Origin of the sequence: Desulforegula conservatrix Mb1Pa, assembly GCF_000426225.1 — a bacterium.
GTDB classification, from domain to species: domain Bacteria; phylum Desulfobacterota; class Desulfobacteria; order Desulfobacterales; family Desulforegulaceae; genus Desulforegula; species Desulforegula conservatrix.
Genome location: NZ_AUEY01000039.1, coordinates 19,771 through 36,397 on the forward strand (window position 1 = coordinate 19,771; position 16,627 = coordinate 36,397).

General features: G+C 45.2%; 16 protein-coding genes and 1 tRNA gene. 16 read left to right on the forward strand and 1 reads right to left on the reverse strand.

The window, feature by feature from the left end:
- The first annotated feature begins 286 nt into the window (after positions 1 to 286).
- Complete coding sequence (locus K245_RS0113620; protein ID WP_027359700.1) at positions 287 to 1,990, forward strand: FAD-dependent oxidoreductase; 1,704 nt, start codon at positions 287 to 289, stop codon at positions 1,988 to 1,990.
- Positions 1,991 to 2,110: 120 nt separating this feature from the next.
- Here the strand turns inward: K245_RS0113620 and K245_RS0113625 are convergent.
- Positions 2,111 to 2,187, reverse strand: a tRNA-Pro gene (locus tag K245_RS0113625).
- A 45-nt stretch (positions 2,188 to 2,232) separates the two neighbouring features.
- On the opposite strand from K245_RS0113625, the gene K245_RS24510 reads away from it, so the two are divergent.
- The 15 genes from K245_RS24510 to K245_RS0113700 all read left to right on the forward strand — a co-directional run bounded on the left by K245_RS24510 (position 2,233) and on the right by K245_RS0113700 (position 16,400).
- The gene (locus K245_RS24510) at positions 2,233 to 3,144 is read left to right on the forward strand and encodes a S66 peptidase family protein (RefSeq protein WP_051284130.1); all 912 of its coding nucleotides are present in this window, start codon (positions 2,233 to 2,235) and stop codon (positions 3,142 to 3,144) included.
- Positions 3,135 to 4,232 carry a serine hydrolase domain-containing protein gene (locus tag K245_RS0113635; RefSeq protein ID WP_027359701.1) on the forward strand — a complete coding sequence of 366 codons (1,098 nt, stop codon included), beginning with the start codon at positions 3,135 to 3,137 and terminating at the stop codon, positions 4,230 to 4,232. The genes K245_RS24510 and K245_RS0113635 overlap by 10 nt, the downstream gene beginning before the upstream one ends.
- A 182-nt stretch (positions 4,233 to 4,414) precedes the next feature.
- Complete coding sequence (locus K245_RS0113640) at positions 4,415 to 5,452, forward strand: rod shape-determining protein (RefSeq protein ID WP_027359702.1); 1,038 nt, start codon at positions 4,415 to 4,417, stop codon at positions 5,450 to 5,452.
- A 3-nt stretch (positions 5,453 to 5,455) separates the two neighbouring features.
- Positions 5,456 to 6,289 carry a rod shape-determining protein MreC gene (gene mreC, locus K245_RS0113645; protein WP_027359703.1) on the forward strand — a complete coding sequence of 278 codons (834 nt, stop codon included), beginning with the start codon at positions 5,456 to 5,458 and terminating at the stop codon, positions 6,287 to 6,289.
- Positions 6,286 to 6,831: a hypothetical protein gene (locus K245_RS0113650; RefSeq protein WP_027359704.1), complete on the forward strand. Its 546-nt coding sequence runs from the start codon at positions 6,286 to 6,288 to the stop codon at positions 6,829 to 6,831. Before mreC ends, K245_RS0113650 begins: the two co-directional genes overlap by 4 nt.
- Before the next feature lie 3 nt (positions 6,832 to 6,834).
- Entirely contained in the window at positions 6,835 to 8,721 is a 1,887-nt protein-coding gene (gene mrdA / locus K245_RS24515; RefSeq protein WP_051284131.1) for a penicillin-binding protein 2, read from the forward strand.
- Between the two features lie 35 nt (positions 8,722 to 8,756).
- A complete protein-coding gene (rodA, locus tag K245_RS0113660; RefSeq protein WP_027359705.1) occupies positions 8,757 to 9,863 on the forward strand; it encodes a rod shape-determining protein RodA in 1,107 nt (368 codons plus the stop codon).
- Positions 9,864 to 9,923: 60 nt separating this feature from the next.
- The gene (locus K245_RS0113665; protein ID WP_027359706.1) at positions 9,924 to 10,238 is read left to right on the forward strand and encodes a bactofilin family protein; all 315 of its coding nucleotides are present in this window, start codon (positions 9,924 to 9,926) and stop codon (positions 10,236 to 10,238) included.
- Between the two features lie 221 nt (positions 10,239 to 10,459).
- Positions 10,460 to 10,888 carry an ATP synthase F0 subunit B gene (locus K245_RS0113670; protein WP_027359707.1) on the forward strand — a complete coding sequence of 143 codons (429 nt, stop codon included), beginning with the start codon at positions 10,460 to 10,462 and terminating at the stop codon, positions 10,886 to 10,888.
- Entirely contained in the window at positions 10,888 to 11,502 is a 615-nt protein-coding gene (locus K245_RS0113675) for a F0F1 ATP synthase subunit B family protein (protein WP_051284132.1), read from the forward strand. Before K245_RS0113670 ends, K245_RS0113675 begins: the two co-directional genes overlap by 1 nt.
- Complete coding sequence (gene atpH / locus K245_RS0113680; protein WP_027359709.1) at positions 11,502 to 12,053, forward strand: ATP synthase F1 subunit delta; 552 nt, start codon at positions 11,502 to 11,504, stop codon at positions 12,051 to 12,053. The genes K245_RS0113675 and atpH overlap by 1 nt, the downstream gene beginning before the upstream one ends.
- Positions 12,053 to 13,570, forward strand: coding sequence for a F0F1 ATP synthase subunit alpha (gene atpA, locus K245_RS0113685; protein WP_027359710.1), 1,518 nt, complete (start codon positions 12,053 to 12,055; stop codon positions 13,568 to 13,570). Before atpH ends, atpA begins: the two co-directional genes overlap by 1 nt.
- 51 nt (positions 13,571 to 13,621) lie before the next feature.
- Positions 13,622 to 14,506, forward strand: coding sequence for an ATP synthase F1 subunit gamma (gene atpG, locus K245_RS0113690; protein ID WP_027359711.1), 885 nt, complete (start codon positions 13,622 to 13,624; stop codon positions 14,504 to 14,506).
- A gap of 43 nt (positions 14,507 to 14,549) precedes the next feature.
- Positions 14,550 to 15,968: a F0F1 ATP synthase subunit beta gene (gene atpD / locus K245_RS0113695; RefSeq protein ID WP_027359712.1), complete on the forward strand. Its 1,419-nt coding sequence runs from the start codon at positions 14,550 to 14,552 to the stop codon at positions 15,966 to 15,968.
- A 9-nt stretch (positions 15,969 to 15,977) separates the two neighbouring features.
- Positions 15,978 to 16,400, forward strand: coding sequence for a F0F1 ATP synthase subunit epsilon (locus tag K245_RS0113700; RefSeq protein ID WP_027359713.1), 423 nt, complete (start codon positions 15,978 to 15,980; stop codon positions 16,398 to 16,400).
- Positions 16,401 to 16,627: the final 227 nt, after the last annotated feature.

Sequence of the window (16,627 nt, forward strand, 5' to 3'; positions counted from 1 at the left end):
GTTAATATGTTTATAGAGCATTAATAATGACAATATAGCAAGAAGTCCGATTTTCGTCATTCCGGCGCATGCCGGAATCCAGAACTGTCTGAAAATACTGGATACCGGATCGAGTCAGGCATGACGCTGATACCCTTTTCTGACTTTTTACGAGATCATCAAGAATAATTTGGACTCTCCTTGATCATGTTAATTGACAATTCGTTTTTTTATAAAATAAGGTTATGGACGGAATAAATAATTACTTTGACTGATACTTGAAAATAGAAACTCTTTGAGGTGACCAATGGCTAAAAAGGTTGTTGTTATAGGCGCTGTGGCTCTGGGATCAAAGGCTGCATGCAGATTTAAACGCATAGATCCTGAATCGGAAGTGATTATACTGGATCAGGATGAGTATATTTCGTATGGCGGATGCGGCATTCCATATTATGTATCAGGAGATGTAAGCGATTATAAGGAGCTTCAGAGTACAAGCTTTCATATGGTCAGGGATGTGGATTTTTTCAGGAAGGTAAAAGGCATTACCGCTTTTACTTCTACGAGGGTCACAAAGATCGACAGGGCAAGTAAAGAAGTGCATGCCATCAACAGGGACGGGGTTTTAACAATTTTCCCCTATGATAAACTTGTAATTGGCACTGGTACCATTCCGAGAAAACTTGATATCCCAGGAAAGGATCTTGGCAATATATACACAGTTGCAAATCTTCATGACGCCATTGCCATAAAGGAGAGGGTCGTTAAGGGCGAGGCCTCGTCAGTTGTTATAGTGGGTGGGGGGTTCATCGGTCTTGAGATGGCCGAGGCGTTTACTGATATGTGGGGTTTGGATACCGCAGTTATTGAACTCCGGGACCAGATAATGCCTGGATTTGTGAGCAAAGGCATGTCTGCCATGGCCAAGAATCTTATGAGCGAGAAGGGCGTCGTTTTTTATTTGGGAGAAACGGTCACTGCCTTTGAAGGCGAAGGCAATGTCGAAAGGGTTATTACTGATAAAAGAGCCATTGACGCGGATCTTGTTATTCTTGCGGCAGGCATCAAGCCAAATGTGGCACTTGCTGCTGAAGCAGGTCTTGATGTCGGGGAAACCGGAGGAATAGTTGTAAACAGATTTCTTCAGACCTCTGATCCTGACATTTATGCAGGTGGTGACTGCATAGAGCTTAAAAACCTCGTGTCTGGCAAAGCCGGATTTTATCCCCTTGGATCAATGGCAAACAGGCAGGGGCGGGTAATCGGAACAAATCTTGCCGGCGGCAAGGCTGAATTCCCTGGGGCGGTGGGAAGTTTTGTGGTGAAGATTTTCGATAATGCCCTTGCTGGTGCCGGGCTTACCATAGAAACGGCAAGGGCCTGCGGGTTTGATGCCATCAGTGTTCAGATGTGTCAGCTTGACAGGGCTCATTTTTATCCTGACAAGGAACTCATGTTCCTTGAGCTTGTCGTTGAAAAGAATACTAAAAGGGTGCTTGGCATCCAGGGTATAAGTGGTAAAGGAGATGCTCTTGTGGGTCGCATAAATGCTGTGGCTGCTCTTCTTGACAGAAAACCTGTTATCCAGGATATAAGCAATCTTGAACTTGCCTATTCTCCGCCTTTTTCATCAGCCATGGATATAGTGAATGCTCTTGCCAATGTGGCTGATAATGTTCTCGACGGTTATCTCGAGGCCGTTGATGCGGAATCCTTCGAAAAATACTGGGAACAAGTGCAGTCAGGAGATGTCTGTCTTATAGACTGCAGAGCCTTTCCTGACGCAAAGCCTTTTGTTGAAAAATATCCGGGCACTTGGAATAGCATACCCCAGGATGAGTTGAAGGACAGGATTTCAGAAATTCCTTCGGACAAAAAGGTTGTGCTTGTCTGCAATACTGGAGTCAGATCTTTCGAGGCCCAGTTGAATCTTCGCGAGCTTGGATTTGATGATACTCTGAGTGTCCAGGGCGGTATGGCCATGCTTCGTAAATACGGACTCGGAAAATAGTATTTTTGTCAGTCAGGATGATTTTGTGGCCAGAATTTCGGTGAAAACAGAGAGAGTTTGAAAAAATAAAAAAAGGGATTCTTGATCAAGAATCCCTTGTGTTTTTGAATGATTCGTTTATGGTCGGGGCGAGAGGATTTGAACCTCCGACCCCTAGCACCCCATGCTAGTACGCTACCAGGCTGCGCTACGCCCCGACTCGAAACTCGACTTAAATAACACCGCATAATAGAGATGTCAATATGGTTATCAATAAATCAGGGATGCAATTAAGCTATCCGCCCGGCCTAAAACCGGGAGATTCCATCGGTATTATCGCGGCTGGCGGAAAGGTTGAGGCGTCGGCCGTTGAAAAAGGATGCAGGGTAATAATTGAAAATGGTTTTGTTCCGGTTGTTTCTGGCACCCTGTTTCGTCAGAACGGATATTTTGCAGGTTCGGACAGAGATCGGGCCGAATCTCTGATGGAAATGTTTCTTAATCCAGAAATTAAAGCCATAGTATGCGCGAGGGGCGGATATGGCTGCATACGAATGGCGGAATTCCTTGATTATGACCTGATAGCCGCCAATCCTAAAATTTTCATGGGTTTCAGCGACAATACCCTGCTTCTTTCTGAAATAACCAGCAGAGGCGAATTCATAACCTGGCATGGCCCCATGGTTTCAAGCATTGCTTACTCTGATAAGGAGTCTGCTGATTCATTTTTCAGTGTTCTTTCCGGGACATGGAAAAGGCGCTGGATTTTGCATGACATGGTTAGTCTGTCCGGTGGAACCAGGCTTGAGGGCGAGGCGATATGTGGTAATCTAACAACTTTTTGCCATACGGCCGGTACGAAATATCAGAAAAACTGGTCTGGTTGCCTGCTCTTTATTGAAGATATAAACGAACCGGCATATAAGATTGACCGGATGATTTTCCACATGAGACTTGCTGGGATGTTTGATGGCCTAAAGGCTGTTATCTTGGGTTGTTTCGATGGCAGCGCTCCGCTTAGTGAGATTCATGATCTTTTTGTCAGGGAGTTTTCTTCAACAGAAACAGCTGTTATTGCCTGGCCTGGTTTTGGCCACGGCACACGCAATATACCTGTTCCTTTCGGGGCCAATGTTTTAATCGATCTGAACCAGGGTGTGGTCGAATGGATATAGGCTTTCCTGATATCAGAAAGATGATGGACGATGCCGTTTCAGAAGGAATCTTCGCAGGTGGCTCCATACTCGTTTCGATCTGGGGGAAAAAAATTTTCCGCGCTGATTCAGGGCTTGCAAATATTTATAAGGGTACCCCCATTGGTACTGATACCATTTTCGATCTGGCCTCACTGACCAAACCACTCGCAACTTCTTTATGTGTGATGAAGCTTGTGCTGGATGGTGTCATTCGTTTTGAAAGCACACTGGGTGATATGATCCCTGGGTTCACAGGGGGCAAAAGGAATATTAGCGTATTGGATCTTCTTTGTCATAAGTCAGGGTTTCCCGCGCACAGGCCTTACTACCAAGTTTTGTCAACGCTTGATCCTGAACACAGAAAAGCAGGTCTCAGGAAACTTCTTTTTGAAGAACAGCTTGAAAGCCCTGTTGGTAAAAAAACTGTATACAGTGACTTGGGCTTCATGATCCTAAGAATGATCGTAGAGGAAGTTAGTGGATTCTCTTTTGAAAAGTGTTTCATGGAATGGATAGCAGCCCCTCTTGGGTTGAAGAATATCTTTTTCTATGGCTCGTCAATGCCTGTTCTTCCTTCTGGGCGATTTGCCGCAACTGAAGACTGCCCCTTCAGGAGAAGGTTAATGCAGGGGGAAACCCATGATCTGAATGCTTATTATTCAGGAGGATATGACGGGCATGCAGGTCTTTTCGGGTCAATCAATGATGTTAATTCGATTATTGGCTTGTTATCAGATGTTTATAGAGGTGGTGATCAGACAGTGATCTGTTGTTTAAAGTCCGAAGCGCGAAAGTTTTTCGAAATACCTTCTGGCTATGAGCGCGCTCCCGGATTTGATGCCCCTTCAAAGGAAGGATCAAGCAGCGGACATTTTTTTTCAGATATTTCAGTCGGGCATCTCGGCTATACAGGAACTTCATTTTGGCTGGATATTAAAACCGGGCTGTGCGTAATTCTTCTGACCAACCGGGTTCATCCTACTGCTCTGAATATCAATATCAGGCGCTTCCGCCCGCTCATTCACGATCGCGTGGTTCAATCCCTTTCTAAGTCAGGTCTTATTTGATTGTCACATCATAATGGCTTGGAATTTCGGTTATTTCTCTTGTAAAGATATCTGTTTTTTGATACCGATTGTCACTTGTTGCTGTACTTTGATATCTGTGAAATTCATCCTGTTTTTATTCAAAAATAAACACATGGACATGAATTACTTTTAATAATTCTTGATTTGGCTCTGGTAAAAATATGTTTCTTGATTCGTTTTTTGGTTTTTTTTCGAAAGATCTTGCTATCGATCTCGGCACAGCAAATACACTTGTATATGTCAAGGGCAAGGGGATCGTTCTGAGCGAACCTTCTGTTGTGGCTGTAAGAACAGATAACAGAATGAAAAGCAGGGTTCTTGCCGTTGGTTCGGAGGCGAAGAAAATGCTTGGCAGAACCCCTGGCAACATAGTCGCTATTCGCCCAATGCGTGACGGTGTTATTGCAGATTTTGAGGTCACAGAAGCAATGCTTCGTCATTTTATTCATAAAGTTCATAATCGTAAGAATCTTGTAAGACCAAGAATTGTAATAGCTGTTCCATCAGGAATTACGCAGGTGGAAAAAAGAGCTGTCAGGGAATCTGCTCTTTCAGCTGGCGCGCGTGAAGTTTTTCTTATAGAGGAACCAATGGCTGCTGCCATCGGCGCAGGCCTTCCAATTACCGAACCTGTCTGTAATATGGTTGTTGACATAGGCGGTGGAACTACGGAAGTGGCTGTAATATCCCTTGCCGGAATAGTTTACAGTAAATCACTTCGTGTTGCCGGCGACAAAATGGATGCTGCCATAATGCAGTATATCAAGCGTAAGTACAATCTTCTGATTGGTGAAAGAACCGCAGAAATAATCAAGACAACCATAGGTAACGCTTACCCTGATCCCACAAATATAGAAACCATAGAAGTAAAGGGAAGGGATACTGTGACGGGCATTCCCAAAATCCTTGCCATTGATTCCGAAGAAATAAGGGTTGCCATAAGCGAGCAGGTCGATTCCATTGTTGAGACCGTAAAAAGCGCTTTGGAGCAGACACCACCAGAACTTGCCGCTGACATAGTGGACAGGGGGATAGTGCTCACAGGCGGAGGCGGTCTTCTGAAAAATCTGGACAAGCTTCTCAGGGAAAAATGTGGCCTTCCCATTACTGTGGCTGATGATCCGTTGTCAACGGTTGTAAGGGGCGCTGGCAAGTCCCTTGACAGTATTGAAATGCTGAGACAGGTGATGATACCATAGTCAATGTTTTCAAAGAAAAATTTTCTGATCTGTTTTGCCGTCATCGTCCTGGCGGCTACAATAATAATTCTCTCAAGCAATATTAAGAATGACAAGAGTTCTTTGAGGGGCGGAGGCGGCTATTCTTTGGCTGTCATTGGACCGATTCAGGAGGTTTTGTCATATATTTCAAGCGGTTTTGGCTATTTGTGGAGTTCTTATTTTGAGCTTGTTTCCACTGTCGAAGAAAACCGGAATTTAAAAAAGGATCTTCAGGAAGCCAGGCAGAATGCAAGAAAATGTGCAGAACTTGAAATAACAAATCAGAGACTCAGGGAATATCTCAATTTCAGGGAGAAAATTGACAGAGCCTCCATCGCTGCCGAAATAATAGGCCAGGATCCTTCTCCATGGCATAATTCCCTTTCCATCAACAGAGGCGAAGATGATGGCGTTGCCAAGGGAGACGCGGTCGTGGTTCCGGCAGGTGTAGTGGGCCAGGTGGTTGAAGTTTCATCCCGTTATTCCAAGATCATGCTCATTGTAGATAGAAACAGCGCTGTTGACGCTCTTGTTCAGCGAAGCAGGGCCAGAGGAATTCTAAAGGGTGCCTCAGAGGGTCGGTGCCGCCTGGAATATGCACTTAGAAAGCAGGATATCCAGGAAGGGGACTCATTAATAACTTCCGGTCTTGACGGAGTTTATCCCAAGGGAATAAGCATCGGTACCGTTTCAAAGGTGATTGTGAAGGGGCCGGGCGTTTTCCAGGATATTGAAGTTCAGCCTGATGTGGATTTCAGCAAGATAGAGGAAGTAATAGTTTTTCTTAATTCAGGGCCTGGAGAGAGCCTGGAATGAATATTTTCCTCTATATCTCAATATGCATAGTGTCCGGGCTTTTTCAGACAATTGTTCGTCCTCATGTCCCAGAGTATCTGGCTTTTTATGATCCTCTCCTCATCTTCATAATTTATCTTGGGCAGAAATCAAATTTTTGGGAAGGCTGTATTTTTTCAATATTATCCGGTCTTTTCATGGACGGACTTTCAAGTGGTGGTATTGGTTTTTTTCTTGCGGCATATATATGGTTTTTTTTCTCTGTCAGATGGATCGGGATGTATTTCAGATTTGGAAGCGTGTTTATCGTAATAATAGTAGCTTTTATTGGGATAGCGATTCAAAATTTTGTTTTTTTATTGCCCGAGATTATTGAAAATCAGAATTTATTTCTCGGTTCCTCCAGAATATCTTTTATAAAGGCCCAGATGATGTGGGCTCTCTTTACATCTGCTTTTGTTTTCAGTCTAATTGCTAAGTTCATGACACGTTATGCAGGCCAATCAAAATCAGCCTTTGGCGCTGATGCCGATTCTGACAAACCTGAGCTGATCCGGGGGTAACACATGGTCAATCTATTGAGAGGCCCTGACAGCGACTGGTTTAAAAACAGGATCAACAGAGCCATGTTGGTGGTTGTTCTTGGTTTTCTCATTCTTATGTCCAGGCTGTTTTATCTGCAGATTGCTGAAGGCGACAATTTCAGGAAACTGTCTGAAAACAACTGCATAAGGAAAAGAACAGTAACTTCTCCCAGGGGTATCGTTTATGACAGAAACGGGATTCAGCTTGTAGACAACAGGCCTTCGTTTGATCTGCAGATAATTCCCCAGGACGCAAGACCTGTTGATTCGACGATTCAGAAACTTTCTGATTATCTTGGTATTCCGGTTGAAGAGTTCCGGGCGCCACTCGAAAAATCCAAGGGTTCTCCGTCCTACAAGCCGGTCGTTTTAAAGAAAGATATTGGCTGGGATCTAATGTCTGCTGTTGAAGTCAAGGGATTTGACCTTCCTGGGATCCAGGTGGCGGTCAAGCAGAGACGTTTTTATATGGAGGAGTCTGTTGCTTCCCATCTGCTTGGATACATAGGCGAAGTCAGCCAGGCAGAGCTTGATAATGAGAGTCTTTCAGAATACAAAAGTGGCGACTCTATTGGTAAGGCTGGCATAGAGAAGAGCTTCGAGAAGATTCTAAGGGGAAAGAGGGGCGAGGAGCTGGTCGAGGTCAATGCGGCTGGTATGGTTGTCAAGGTTATTAACTCAAGGGAGGCCGGGCCAGGCGACAATGTTTATCTTGCCATAGATGTCAATCTTCAAAAGAGGGCCGAAGCACTTCTTGCAGGAAAAGCAGCATCTCTTGTGGCAATGGACATATCAACAGGTCAGATTCTGGTTATGGCAAGCAGCCCTTCATATGATCAGAATCTTTTTATTGGCGGAATCTCCGGGCCCGAGTGGAAAAATTTAGTGACCAATCCCCTTAGGCCTCTTGAGAACAAGGTTATTCAGGCAGAATATCCGCCAGCCTCAACATATAAGATTATAACAGCCATGGCAGGCCTCGAAGAAGGCGTAGTAGACAGGAATACATCTTTTTTTTGTGGCGGTCAGTTAAAGCATGGGGATCGCTATTTCAGGTGCTGGAAAAAAGGTGGACACGGCCAGGTTGATGTTATTGATGCAATGGCTGAATCATGTGATGTCTATTTTTATCATGTCGGTCAGAGGCTCGGAGTTGACAGGATTGCCTGGTATGCAAAAGCCGCCGGTCTTGGGCAGCTTACTGGTATTGACCTGGATCATGAGGAAAAAGGACTGATACCAAGTTCCATATGGAAAAGGCAGAAAAAAAAGGTGCCTTGGCATAGTGGTGAAACACTTTCGATTTCGATAGGTCAGGGTTATGACCTTACGACGCCCATACAGATGCTTGGCGTAATCGCTGCTGTTGGTAATGGCGGCGTTAGGCTGCGTCCCCATCTTCTTAAGATGGTAAAAGCCCCTGACGGTGAAGTGGTTTATGAATCAAAGCCAGAAATAATAGGCCATCTTCCAGTTTCACAGGCTAATCTTCAGATAATAAAAGACGGCCTGTTCGAGGTTGTCAACACAAAACGCGGTACAGCCTCAATTGCGAGACTTCCTGATGCCACAATGTATGGCAAGACAGGAACAGCCCAGGTTATTGGCAGAAAAGGAGATGGCCCTGAGAGATTTGCCGATGACCAGAAACCCCATGCCTGGTTTGTTGCTTTTGCCGAAAAAGAAGGAAAGCCTGGAATAGCGCTTTCCGTCATGGTTGAGCATGGCGAGCATGGCTCAAGCGGAGCGGCACCAATAGCAAGGGATATAATAAGACTTTATTTTGATGGGGAAGGTGAAGACAGCCCCAATACAAATGATAAGAGCGTGGATGGAAATATTGAGTCGCCCGAGCTGCTCATTTTTTAGTCTTTTTGCCTGAGTGGAGGCTTAGATATTTGGTTATGATAGGAAAAAGGGAAATAGACAATTTCAGCTGGGGGCTTATTGCTGTTATCTTTCTGTTAGGTATTGTCAGTACTTCTACTATATACAGCGCTCTGGCAGGAGATCCGTCCGGGGCAGGCGCCGGATTTGCGCTGAAGCAGGCCATCTGGTATTGCGCTGGTTTTGTTGCCATGCTTTTTATTTCCCTATTTAATTACAGGATTCTGGAAAAATGGGGATACGCTGTTTTTATGGCGTGCCTGTTAATGCTCGTAGCAGTTCTTCTTTTTGGAAAACTCGTGGCTGGCTCAAGAAGGTGGCTTGATTTAGGTGTTTTTGCCCTTCAGCCTTCAGAGTTCGCAAAAATCGGGGCTATTATCGTTCTTGCAAAGTATTATTCCATTAGCATGACAGTCCAGGGATATAATATGCGCGATCTTTTCGCACCTGTTCTTCTGATGCTCTGCCCTTTCGTGCTTATTCTCGTTCAGCCTGATCTGGGAACAGCTCTTCTTATAGGCTTTATTTCGATATCAATTACCCTTTTTGTCAAAGTAGAGAAGAAAACGCTTATTATAAGCGTCTTGTGTGGAATAGTCGTTGTTATCTCGGCATGGTTTTTTCTTTTGAAGGAATATCAGAAGCAAAGGATAATGACCTTTTTGAATCCTGAGCACGATCCTCTTGGATCCGGGTATCATGTAATACAATCAAAAATAGCTATAGGCTCGGGCATGCTTTTCGGTAAAGGATATCTAAAGGGAACCCAGAGCCATCTTTCATTTCTGCCGGAACAGCACACGGACTTTATTTTTTCAGTATTTACGGAAGAATGGGGATTTGTGGGCGCTGTTACCCTTCTGGTGCTATATATGATACTTATTGCAATAGGCCTAAATATAGCAAACAATTCAAGGGATCATTTCGGGACAGTGCTTTGCATCGGCGTATTATCCATGATTTTTTGGCAGGTATTCATCAATGTGGGGATGATCATGGGTCTACTCCCTGTCGTCGGGGTTCCGTTGCCACTGATAAGTTACGGAGGTTCGTCTGTCCTGACAACCCTTATTGGCTGCGGTATCATTCTGAATGTCGGAATGAGGCGCTTCAGTAATTCATAAATAAAGGCGTCAGCGGATGAATGAGCCAGGATTAGGTAAATGATTGGATGGGGGGGATAAATGGAAATTAAAGGAAGTTACATAGGTAAAGACACAAAGATTCAGGGAACGCTTTCATTCAGCGGAGACATAAGAATTGACGGTCATGTGGACGGTGCTCTTTCAGGTGGAACCACAGGCAGAATCCTGATTTCTGAAAAAGGTTATTTTGAGGGTAAAGCAGAGGCCGAGAGAATAGAAATTAGGGGAGTGTTTCGTGGTGACGCAAAAGTAGACGGCTTTTTTGTATATGCTCCGGGTGTGGCCAAGGGGTGTATTCAGAGTTCATCAATATTTGTTGAGGATGGCGCAAAAATTTTTAATTCCGGGGATTAGCCTTCAAATAAACACCTGTTCCGCTCATAACCTCGTTTTCTCGGCCAAATCAGCCATTATCCTAGTGATTTCAATGCCCAATCAACTAAAAAACCTTTGACAAGCAGCGTGATATAAGGTAGTTGCCCTTTTTTGTATAGTAAATAATTTTATATTTTCTGGCAGACTGAGATTTTATCCGGGTCTGGTGTAACCTTTTTTGTGTTTACAGGAGAGTCAACATGAAAATTGGTCTGGACATATCGGCGCTAATGCAAATTGCAAATTTTTTGTGCCTGATATTGATACTTGACTTTGTACTCTATAAACCAATCAGAGGCATTCTGAGACAGCGCAAGGACAAGTTTGAAGGTCTGAAGGGCGATATCGGAACCTTGGCCGGTGAAGTAGAGGAAAAAGATGCCGCTTTCCGCGAGGCTGTGAAAGACGCGAGGGCAAAAGGCATGCAGGCAAAAGATGGCATCATTGGAGAAGCTGCGGCCGAAGAGAAAAGAATTGTTGAAGAGATCAATAAAAAGGCTCAGGCAGATCTTGCGGTTGTAAAGGCCAAGATATCGGCTGATGCCGAAAGCGCCAGAGCATCCCTGAAAAAAGAAGTTGAAGCTTTTGCTTATGCAATTTGTGAAAAAATCTTGGGGAGGGCTGTTTAATGAAGTATTCCATGATCCGCCGCAGTAAGGCCAGGCTGGGTAAACAGCTGGCGCTTATCCTGCCTTTTCTTTTTGCTGCCACAGTCTGCTGGGCTTCCGGAGGCGGAGGTGGTGAGCATGGAGGAGAGGGTGGAGGTATAGCATGGAGCAGTACGGACTGGGCAAGGGTGCTCAATTTTGTTGTGCTCGTAAGTGTATTGTTTTTCCTGCTTCGCAAAATCGTGAAAGATGCCCTGAAAAAAAGAATCGATGACATTTCCGACGAGCTCAGAACTCTTGAGTCCAAAAAGGACGAAGCTGAGTCCTCTCTAAAGGCATGTCTCGACAGGGTTGCCTGTCTCGAAGATGAGGCGGCAAAAATTATTGAATCTTATCGCAAACAGGGCGAAGAAGCCAGGACACGTATTCTTGAAGAGGCTAAGAAAGCCGCTGACAGACTCGAAGCTCAGGCAAAGAAGAATATTGAGCATGAATTCGAGAGCGCAAGAAAGGCGATAAAAGACGAAATAATTGCCGAAGCCCTTATAAAGGCGGAAGCTATTATTAAAACCGGAATCACAACAGATGACCAGGACCGTCTTGTTGACGAATATCTCAAAAAGGTGGTGGCATAATGAAAAAATTAGCGGTGGCAAGGCGTTATGCCAAGGCACTTATATTTATCGGCAAGGATGACGGCCTGGCAGAGTCATATAAGAAAGAGCTGCAGGAGTTTTCATCACTCGTCGAAAGTAATAATGCCCTGGCCCAGGCCATTATGAATCCGCTCTACGCAAAGGAAGACAGGAGAAAGGTTCTCGTTGCGATAATAAAGAAAGCAGGCCTTTCCCAGATCATGTCTTCATTTGTGGTTCTTCTTTTTGACAAGGGCAGAATTCAGTTTCTGGATGATATAAACAGAGCTTACTCAAAGCTCTTTGATGAATTGAAGAATATAGCAAGGGCGAGTGTATTTGCTGCAACTGAGCTGTCAGCCGAAGCATTGGCCAAGATTCAGACAGGTCTCGGAAAGATGACTGGTAAAGAAGTCATTATAGACTTTAGCAGAGAACCTGAGCTCATTGGTGGCATAATAACCAAAATCGGGGATTTGGTTTTAGACGGCAGTGTCAGAACGCAGCTGCGCAACCTACGTGAATCCATAAAAAGGGGTGAGAGTGTCTAATGGAAATCAGAGCTGAAGAAATAAGCCAAATAATTAAGGATCAGATCAAGGATTATGACAAAAAGGTCGAGCTTAGCGAGACCGGTGTCGTTCTGTCCGTAGGTGACGGTATCGCACGTGTTTACGGCCTTGAAAAAGCTATGACCATGGAGCTGGTTGAATTTCCAGGAAACATTCTTGGTCTTGTGCTTAACCTTGAAGAAGATAACGTCGGTGTTGCGCTCATGGGCGATGACACATATATCAAGGAAGGCGACATTGTTAAGCGTACCGGCAAGATTGCGCAGGTTCCGGTTGGTGAAGCGGTTCTCGGCCGTGTTGTCACAACCCTTGGTGAGCCTATAGATGGCAAGGGGCCGATCAATACACCTCATTCAAGCCGTATCGAAGTTGTTGCCCCTGGTGTTGTTCAGAGAAAGAGCGTTCACGAACCGATGTATACCGGTATCAAGGCTATTGATGCTATGATCCCAGTAGGCAGAGGACAGCGCGAACTTGTAATTGGTGACCGTCAGATCGGTAAAACCGCCCTTGCAGTTGACGCCATAATCAATCAGAAGGGCAAAAATGTAAAATGCGTTTATGTCGCATGCGGCCAGAAAAAATCCTCGGTTGCCCAGGTTGTTGCTGTTCTTGAAGCAAATGGAGCAATGGAATATACAACAGTTGTTGCTGCCTGCGCATCTGACCCTGCATCCCTTCAGTATCTTGCTCCTTACGCCGGATGCGCAATGGGCGAGTATTTCCGTGACAAGGGTGAGCATGCACTAATAATATTCGACGACCTTTCAAAGCAGGCTGCTGCTTATCGTCAGGTTTCTCTTCTTCTTAGACGTCCACCAGGACGTGAAGCATTCCCTGGCGACGTTTTCTACAATCACTCACGTCTCCTTGAGCGCGCTGCAAAGCTGAGTGATGCACTGGGTGCAGGTTCTCTTACTGCGCTTCCGATTGTTGAAACCCAGCAGGGTGACGTTTCCGCTTTCATTCCGACAAACGTTATTTCAATTACAGACGGCCAGATTTACCTTGAGCCAAACCTTTTCTTTGCGGGTACCCGTCCTGCGGTTAACGTTGGTATTTCAGTATCCCGCGTTGGTGGTTCCGCCCAGGTAAAGGCAATGAAGCAAGTCGCAGGCTCGCTCCGCCTTGACCTTGCACAGTATCGTGAACTTGAGGCATTTGCGGCTTTTGGTTCTGACCTTGATGAAGCGACCCAGAGACAGCTTACACGTGGCGCGAGACTCGTTGAAATTCTTAAGCAGCCTCAGTACAAACCACTTTCAATGGAAAAGCAGGTAACAATAATTTATGCCGGTACCAAGGGGTATCTTGATAAATTTCCTGTGAGTGCAGTTTCCAAGTATGAAGCGGGCCTTTATGAGTTCATTGAAGGACGTTATCCTCAGCTTTTCACATCAATGGCGGAAAAGCAGATGATTGACGGTGACGTGGAAGCTCTTCTTCAGAAAGTACTGGCAGAGTATGAAGAAGAATTCAAGGACACTATAAAGTAACCGGCCGTACTTGTAGTCGCCCGATTTACTAACGGACAAAGGTGCGAAAATATGGCTAAACTCAAGGAAATAAAACTAAAAATTTCCGGTGTTAAAAAGACCAAACAGATCACCAAAGCAATGAATATGGTTGCTGCTTCCAGGCTTCGCGGCAGCCAGAGATCAATGGAACAGTTCAGGCCTTACGCAGCAAAATTTGCGGAGGTTCTTGGAAGTCTTGCGGCAAGATCCGGCAGTGTAAACAATCCGCTTCTGACTCCAAAGGAAGAAGTCAGGAAAGTACATTTTGTTCTTTGCACATCAGACAGAGGCCTTTGCGGCGGTTTCAACATAAACCTTGTCGAGGCTCTCGAAGATTTTGTGAAGGAAGAGTTTTCTTCTGATGTTCAGGTTACACTTTCCTGTTTTGGTAAAAAAGGAAGAGACTGGGCTTTGCAGAATGACTACAATGTTCTTGATTCACACGTTGGAGTGATTGGGTCAAGGATTGGATTCCATATTGCTTCGGGCGCCGGCCAGAATCTGGTTAACAGTTTTCTTCAGGGCGAATGGGATGAGGTTTACCTTATATCCTCTAAGTTCAAGAGTATGAGCAGGCAGATTGCTGAAGTTGAAAAAATACTTCCCATTCCGCCTATTGAAGCCAGTGATACTGAAGAAGCCGAAGGTTATGAGCCGGAACATATATGTGAGCCATCAACTGTAGAGCTTTTTAATGAAATGCTTCCAAAGAGTGTGTACATCAAACTCTTCAGTGCATTTCTTGAAACCTCCACCAGCGAGCATGCTGCGCGTATGGTGGCAATGGATAATGCTACCAGGGCATGCAACGATCTTATCAAGGATCTTGTTATACTTTTCAACAAGGCGAGACAGGCTGCCATTACGGCTGATTTGATTGATATCGTCGGTGGTGCTGAAGCCCTTAAAGGTTAGTCTGGCACATTGACGTAAATTCAAAGGAGGGGCGTTTAAAATCATGAGTACGAATATAGGAAAAATAGTACAGGTAATGGGGCCTGTTGTCGACGTCGAATTTGAACCTGGCAAACTGCCTCCGATACTTTCGGCGCTTACCATAACCAACCCCATGATTAATGATAAAGAGGATAACCTAGTTATCGAGGTTGCACAGCACCTTGGTGACAATGTTGTCAGAACAATAGCCATGGACATCACAGATGGTCTTGTTCGTGGGATGACCGTTAAAGACACCGGCTCTCCAATCATGATGCCAGTTGGACCTGCTGCTCTCGGCCGCGTTCTGAACGTAGTCGGTCAGCCAGTTGATGGTCTTGGCGATATCAGCAGAGAAAAGATGTCTCCGATACACAGACCAGCTCCGACTTTCACAGAGCAGGATACATCTGTTAAGGTTCTTGAAACTGGCATCAAGGTTATCGACCTTCTCGTTCCATTCCCGCGTGGTGGTAAAATGGGGCTTTTCGGTGGTGCCGGTGTTGGTAAGACAGTTATCATGATGGAAATGGTTAACAACATAGCAATGCATCATGGTGGTGTTTCAGTTTTTGCCGGCGTTGGTGAACGCACACGTGAAGGAAATGACCTTTATCATGAAATGAAGGATTCAGGCGTTCTTCCAAAAGCAGCTCTTATTTACGGTCAGATGACCGAGCCGCCAGGAGCCCGTGCCCGCGTTGCTCTTTCAGCTCTTACCGTTGCTGAATATTTCCGTGATGTAGAAGGTCAGGATGTTCTTACCTTCATTGACAATATATTCCGTTTCACCCAGGCTGGTGCTGAAGTTTCTGCTCTTCTTGGACGTATGCCATCTGCCGTTGGTTATCAGCCGACTCTTGCGGTTGACATGGGCGCTCTTCAGGAGCGAATCACTTCAACCAATAAAGGGTCAATTACTGCTGTTCAGTGCGTTTACGTTCCTGCGGATGACCTCACTGACCCTGCACCTGCTACTACCTTTGCTCACCTTGACGGTACTGTTGTTCTTTCACGTGCCATTTCAGAGCTTGGTATTTATCCTGCTGTTGACCCGCTTGACTCTTCTTCCCGTATTCTGGATGCAGGGTATATTGGCGAAGAGCATTATCAGGTGGCTCGTACAGTCCAGAGAACTCTCCAGAAGTACAAGGAGCTTCAGGATATTATTGCCATTCTTGGTGTTGACGAACTCTCAGATGAAGATAAACTCACAGTTGCAAGGGCCAGAAAGATCCAGAGATTTCTTTCCCAGCCATTCCATGTTGCTGAGCAGTTTACAGGTCTTAAGGGTTGCTATGTCAAGATTGAGCAAACTGTTCGTGCGTTCAAGGAAATCTGTGAAGGCAAGCATGACAATCTGCCAGAACAGGCATTCTATCTTGTTGGTACAATAGAAGACGCTATAGCCAAGGCAGAACGTATGGCTAAAGCCAGTTAAGGGGGCTCTATGTCTGCTAATATAAGGCTGGTTGTAGTAACACCAGAAAAGATAGTTATCGATGAGGATGCCAGAATTGTAATGGCCCCAGGTTCATTAGGTGAATTTGGCGTACTTAACGGACATACTCCTTTTCTGACATCTTTGAACATAGGCGCTCTTAAGTTTGTGGATGAAGCAGGTAACGACAGACTGGTTTTTATTGGAGGAGGCTTTGCCGAAGCTCTTCCAGACAAAGTGACCATTCTTGCCGAGTCAGCAGAACGCCGCCGTGAGATAGATGTCGCAAGGGCTAAGGCTGCCTATGAAAGGGCTATGCAAAGATTTGAACAGCCCACAATGAACCAGGATACAATCGATATTCTAAGGGCTAAGGCATCAATGCTTAGAGCTCTGACCCGTATTAATATTATCGAAGGCCGTGTAGTCTAACCGATTGATTTGAGAATTGAAGGCAAGTCACCATTCGGTGGCTTGCCTTTTTGTTTGCCCGGCAAAGCCGTGCCCCCGTCTGTTTGAAAGAAAGCAGAGATACCCCGTCCGAGGGGAAATCAATCCGAATCGCAAGGGCGCTACTGGTAACGGTAGGGTTTGAAGGAAGCGACAGGAAGAGAATGGTACATAGCGAAAGCGAACCTGATACGGCTCGTGCAGAGGGT

What these genes read in the sequence shown, in the direction of transcription:
- mreC (WP_027359703.1), top strand. Translation starts at nt 5,456, where the DNA reads ATGTTTTCAAAGAAAAATTTTCTGATCTGTTTTGCCGTCATCGTCCTG.
- K245_RS0113640 (WP_027359702.1), top strand. Translation starts at nt 4,415, where the DNA reads ATGTTTCTTGATTCGTTTTTTGGTTTTTTTTCGAAAGATCTTGCTATC.
- K245_RS0113670 (WP_027359707.1), top strand. Translation starts at nt 10,460, where the DNA reads ATGAAAATTGGTCTGGACATATCGGCGCTAATGCAAATTGCAAATTTT.
- K245_RS24510 (WP_051284130.1), top strand. Translation starts at nt 2,233, where the DNA reads ATGGTTATCAATAAATCAGGGATGCAATTAAGCTATCCGCCCGGCCTA.
- atpD (WP_027359712.1), top strand. Translation starts at nt 14,550, where the DNA reads ATGAGTACGAATATAGGAAAAATAGTACAGGTAATGGGGCCTGTTGTC.
- mrdA (WP_051284131.1), top strand. Translation starts at nt 6,835, where the DNA reads ATGGTCAATCTATTGAGAGGCCCTGACAGCGACTGGTTTAAAAACAGG.
- atpH (WP_027359709.1), top strand. Translation starts at nt 11,502, where the DNA reads ATGAAAAAATTAGCGGTGGCAAGGCGTTATGCCAAGGCACTTATATTT.
- K245_RS0113650 (WP_027359704.1), top strand. Translation starts at nt 6,286, where the DNA reads ATGAATATTTTCCTCTATATCTCAATATGCATAGTGTCCGGGCTTTTT.
- rodA (WP_027359705.1), top strand. Translation starts at nt 8,757, where the DNA reads ATGATAGGAAAAAGGGAAATAGACAATTTCAGCTGGGGGCTTATTGCT.
- atpA (WP_027359710.1), top strand. Translation starts at nt 12,053, where the DNA reads ATGGAAATCAGAGCTGAAGAAATAAGCCAAATAATTAAGGATCAGATC.
- K245_RS0113675 (WP_051284132.1), top strand. Translation starts at nt 10,888, where the DNA reads ATGAAGTATTCCATGATCCGCCGCAGTAAGGCCAGGCTGGGTAAACAG.
- K245_RS0113665 (WP_027359706.1), top strand. Translation starts at nt 9,924, where the DNA reads ATGGAAATTAAAGGAAGTTACATAGGTAAAGACACAAAGATTCAGGGA.
- K245_RS0113700 (WP_027359713.1), top strand. Translation starts at nt 15,978, where the DNA reads ATGTCTGCTAATATAAGGCTGGTTGTAGTAACACCAGAAAAGATAGTT.
- atpG (WP_027359711.1), top strand. Translation starts at nt 13,622, where the DNA reads ATGGCTAAACTCAAGGAAATAAAACTAAAAATTTCCGGTGTTAAAAAG.
- K245_RS0113620 (WP_027359700.1), top strand. Translation starts at nt 287, where the DNA reads ATGGCTAAAAAGGTTGTTGTTATAGGCGCTGTGGCTCTGGGATCAAAG.
- K245_RS0113635 (WP_027359701.1), top strand. Translation starts at nt 3,135, where the DNA reads ATGGATATAGGCTTTCCTGATATCAGAAAGATGATGGACGATGCCGTT.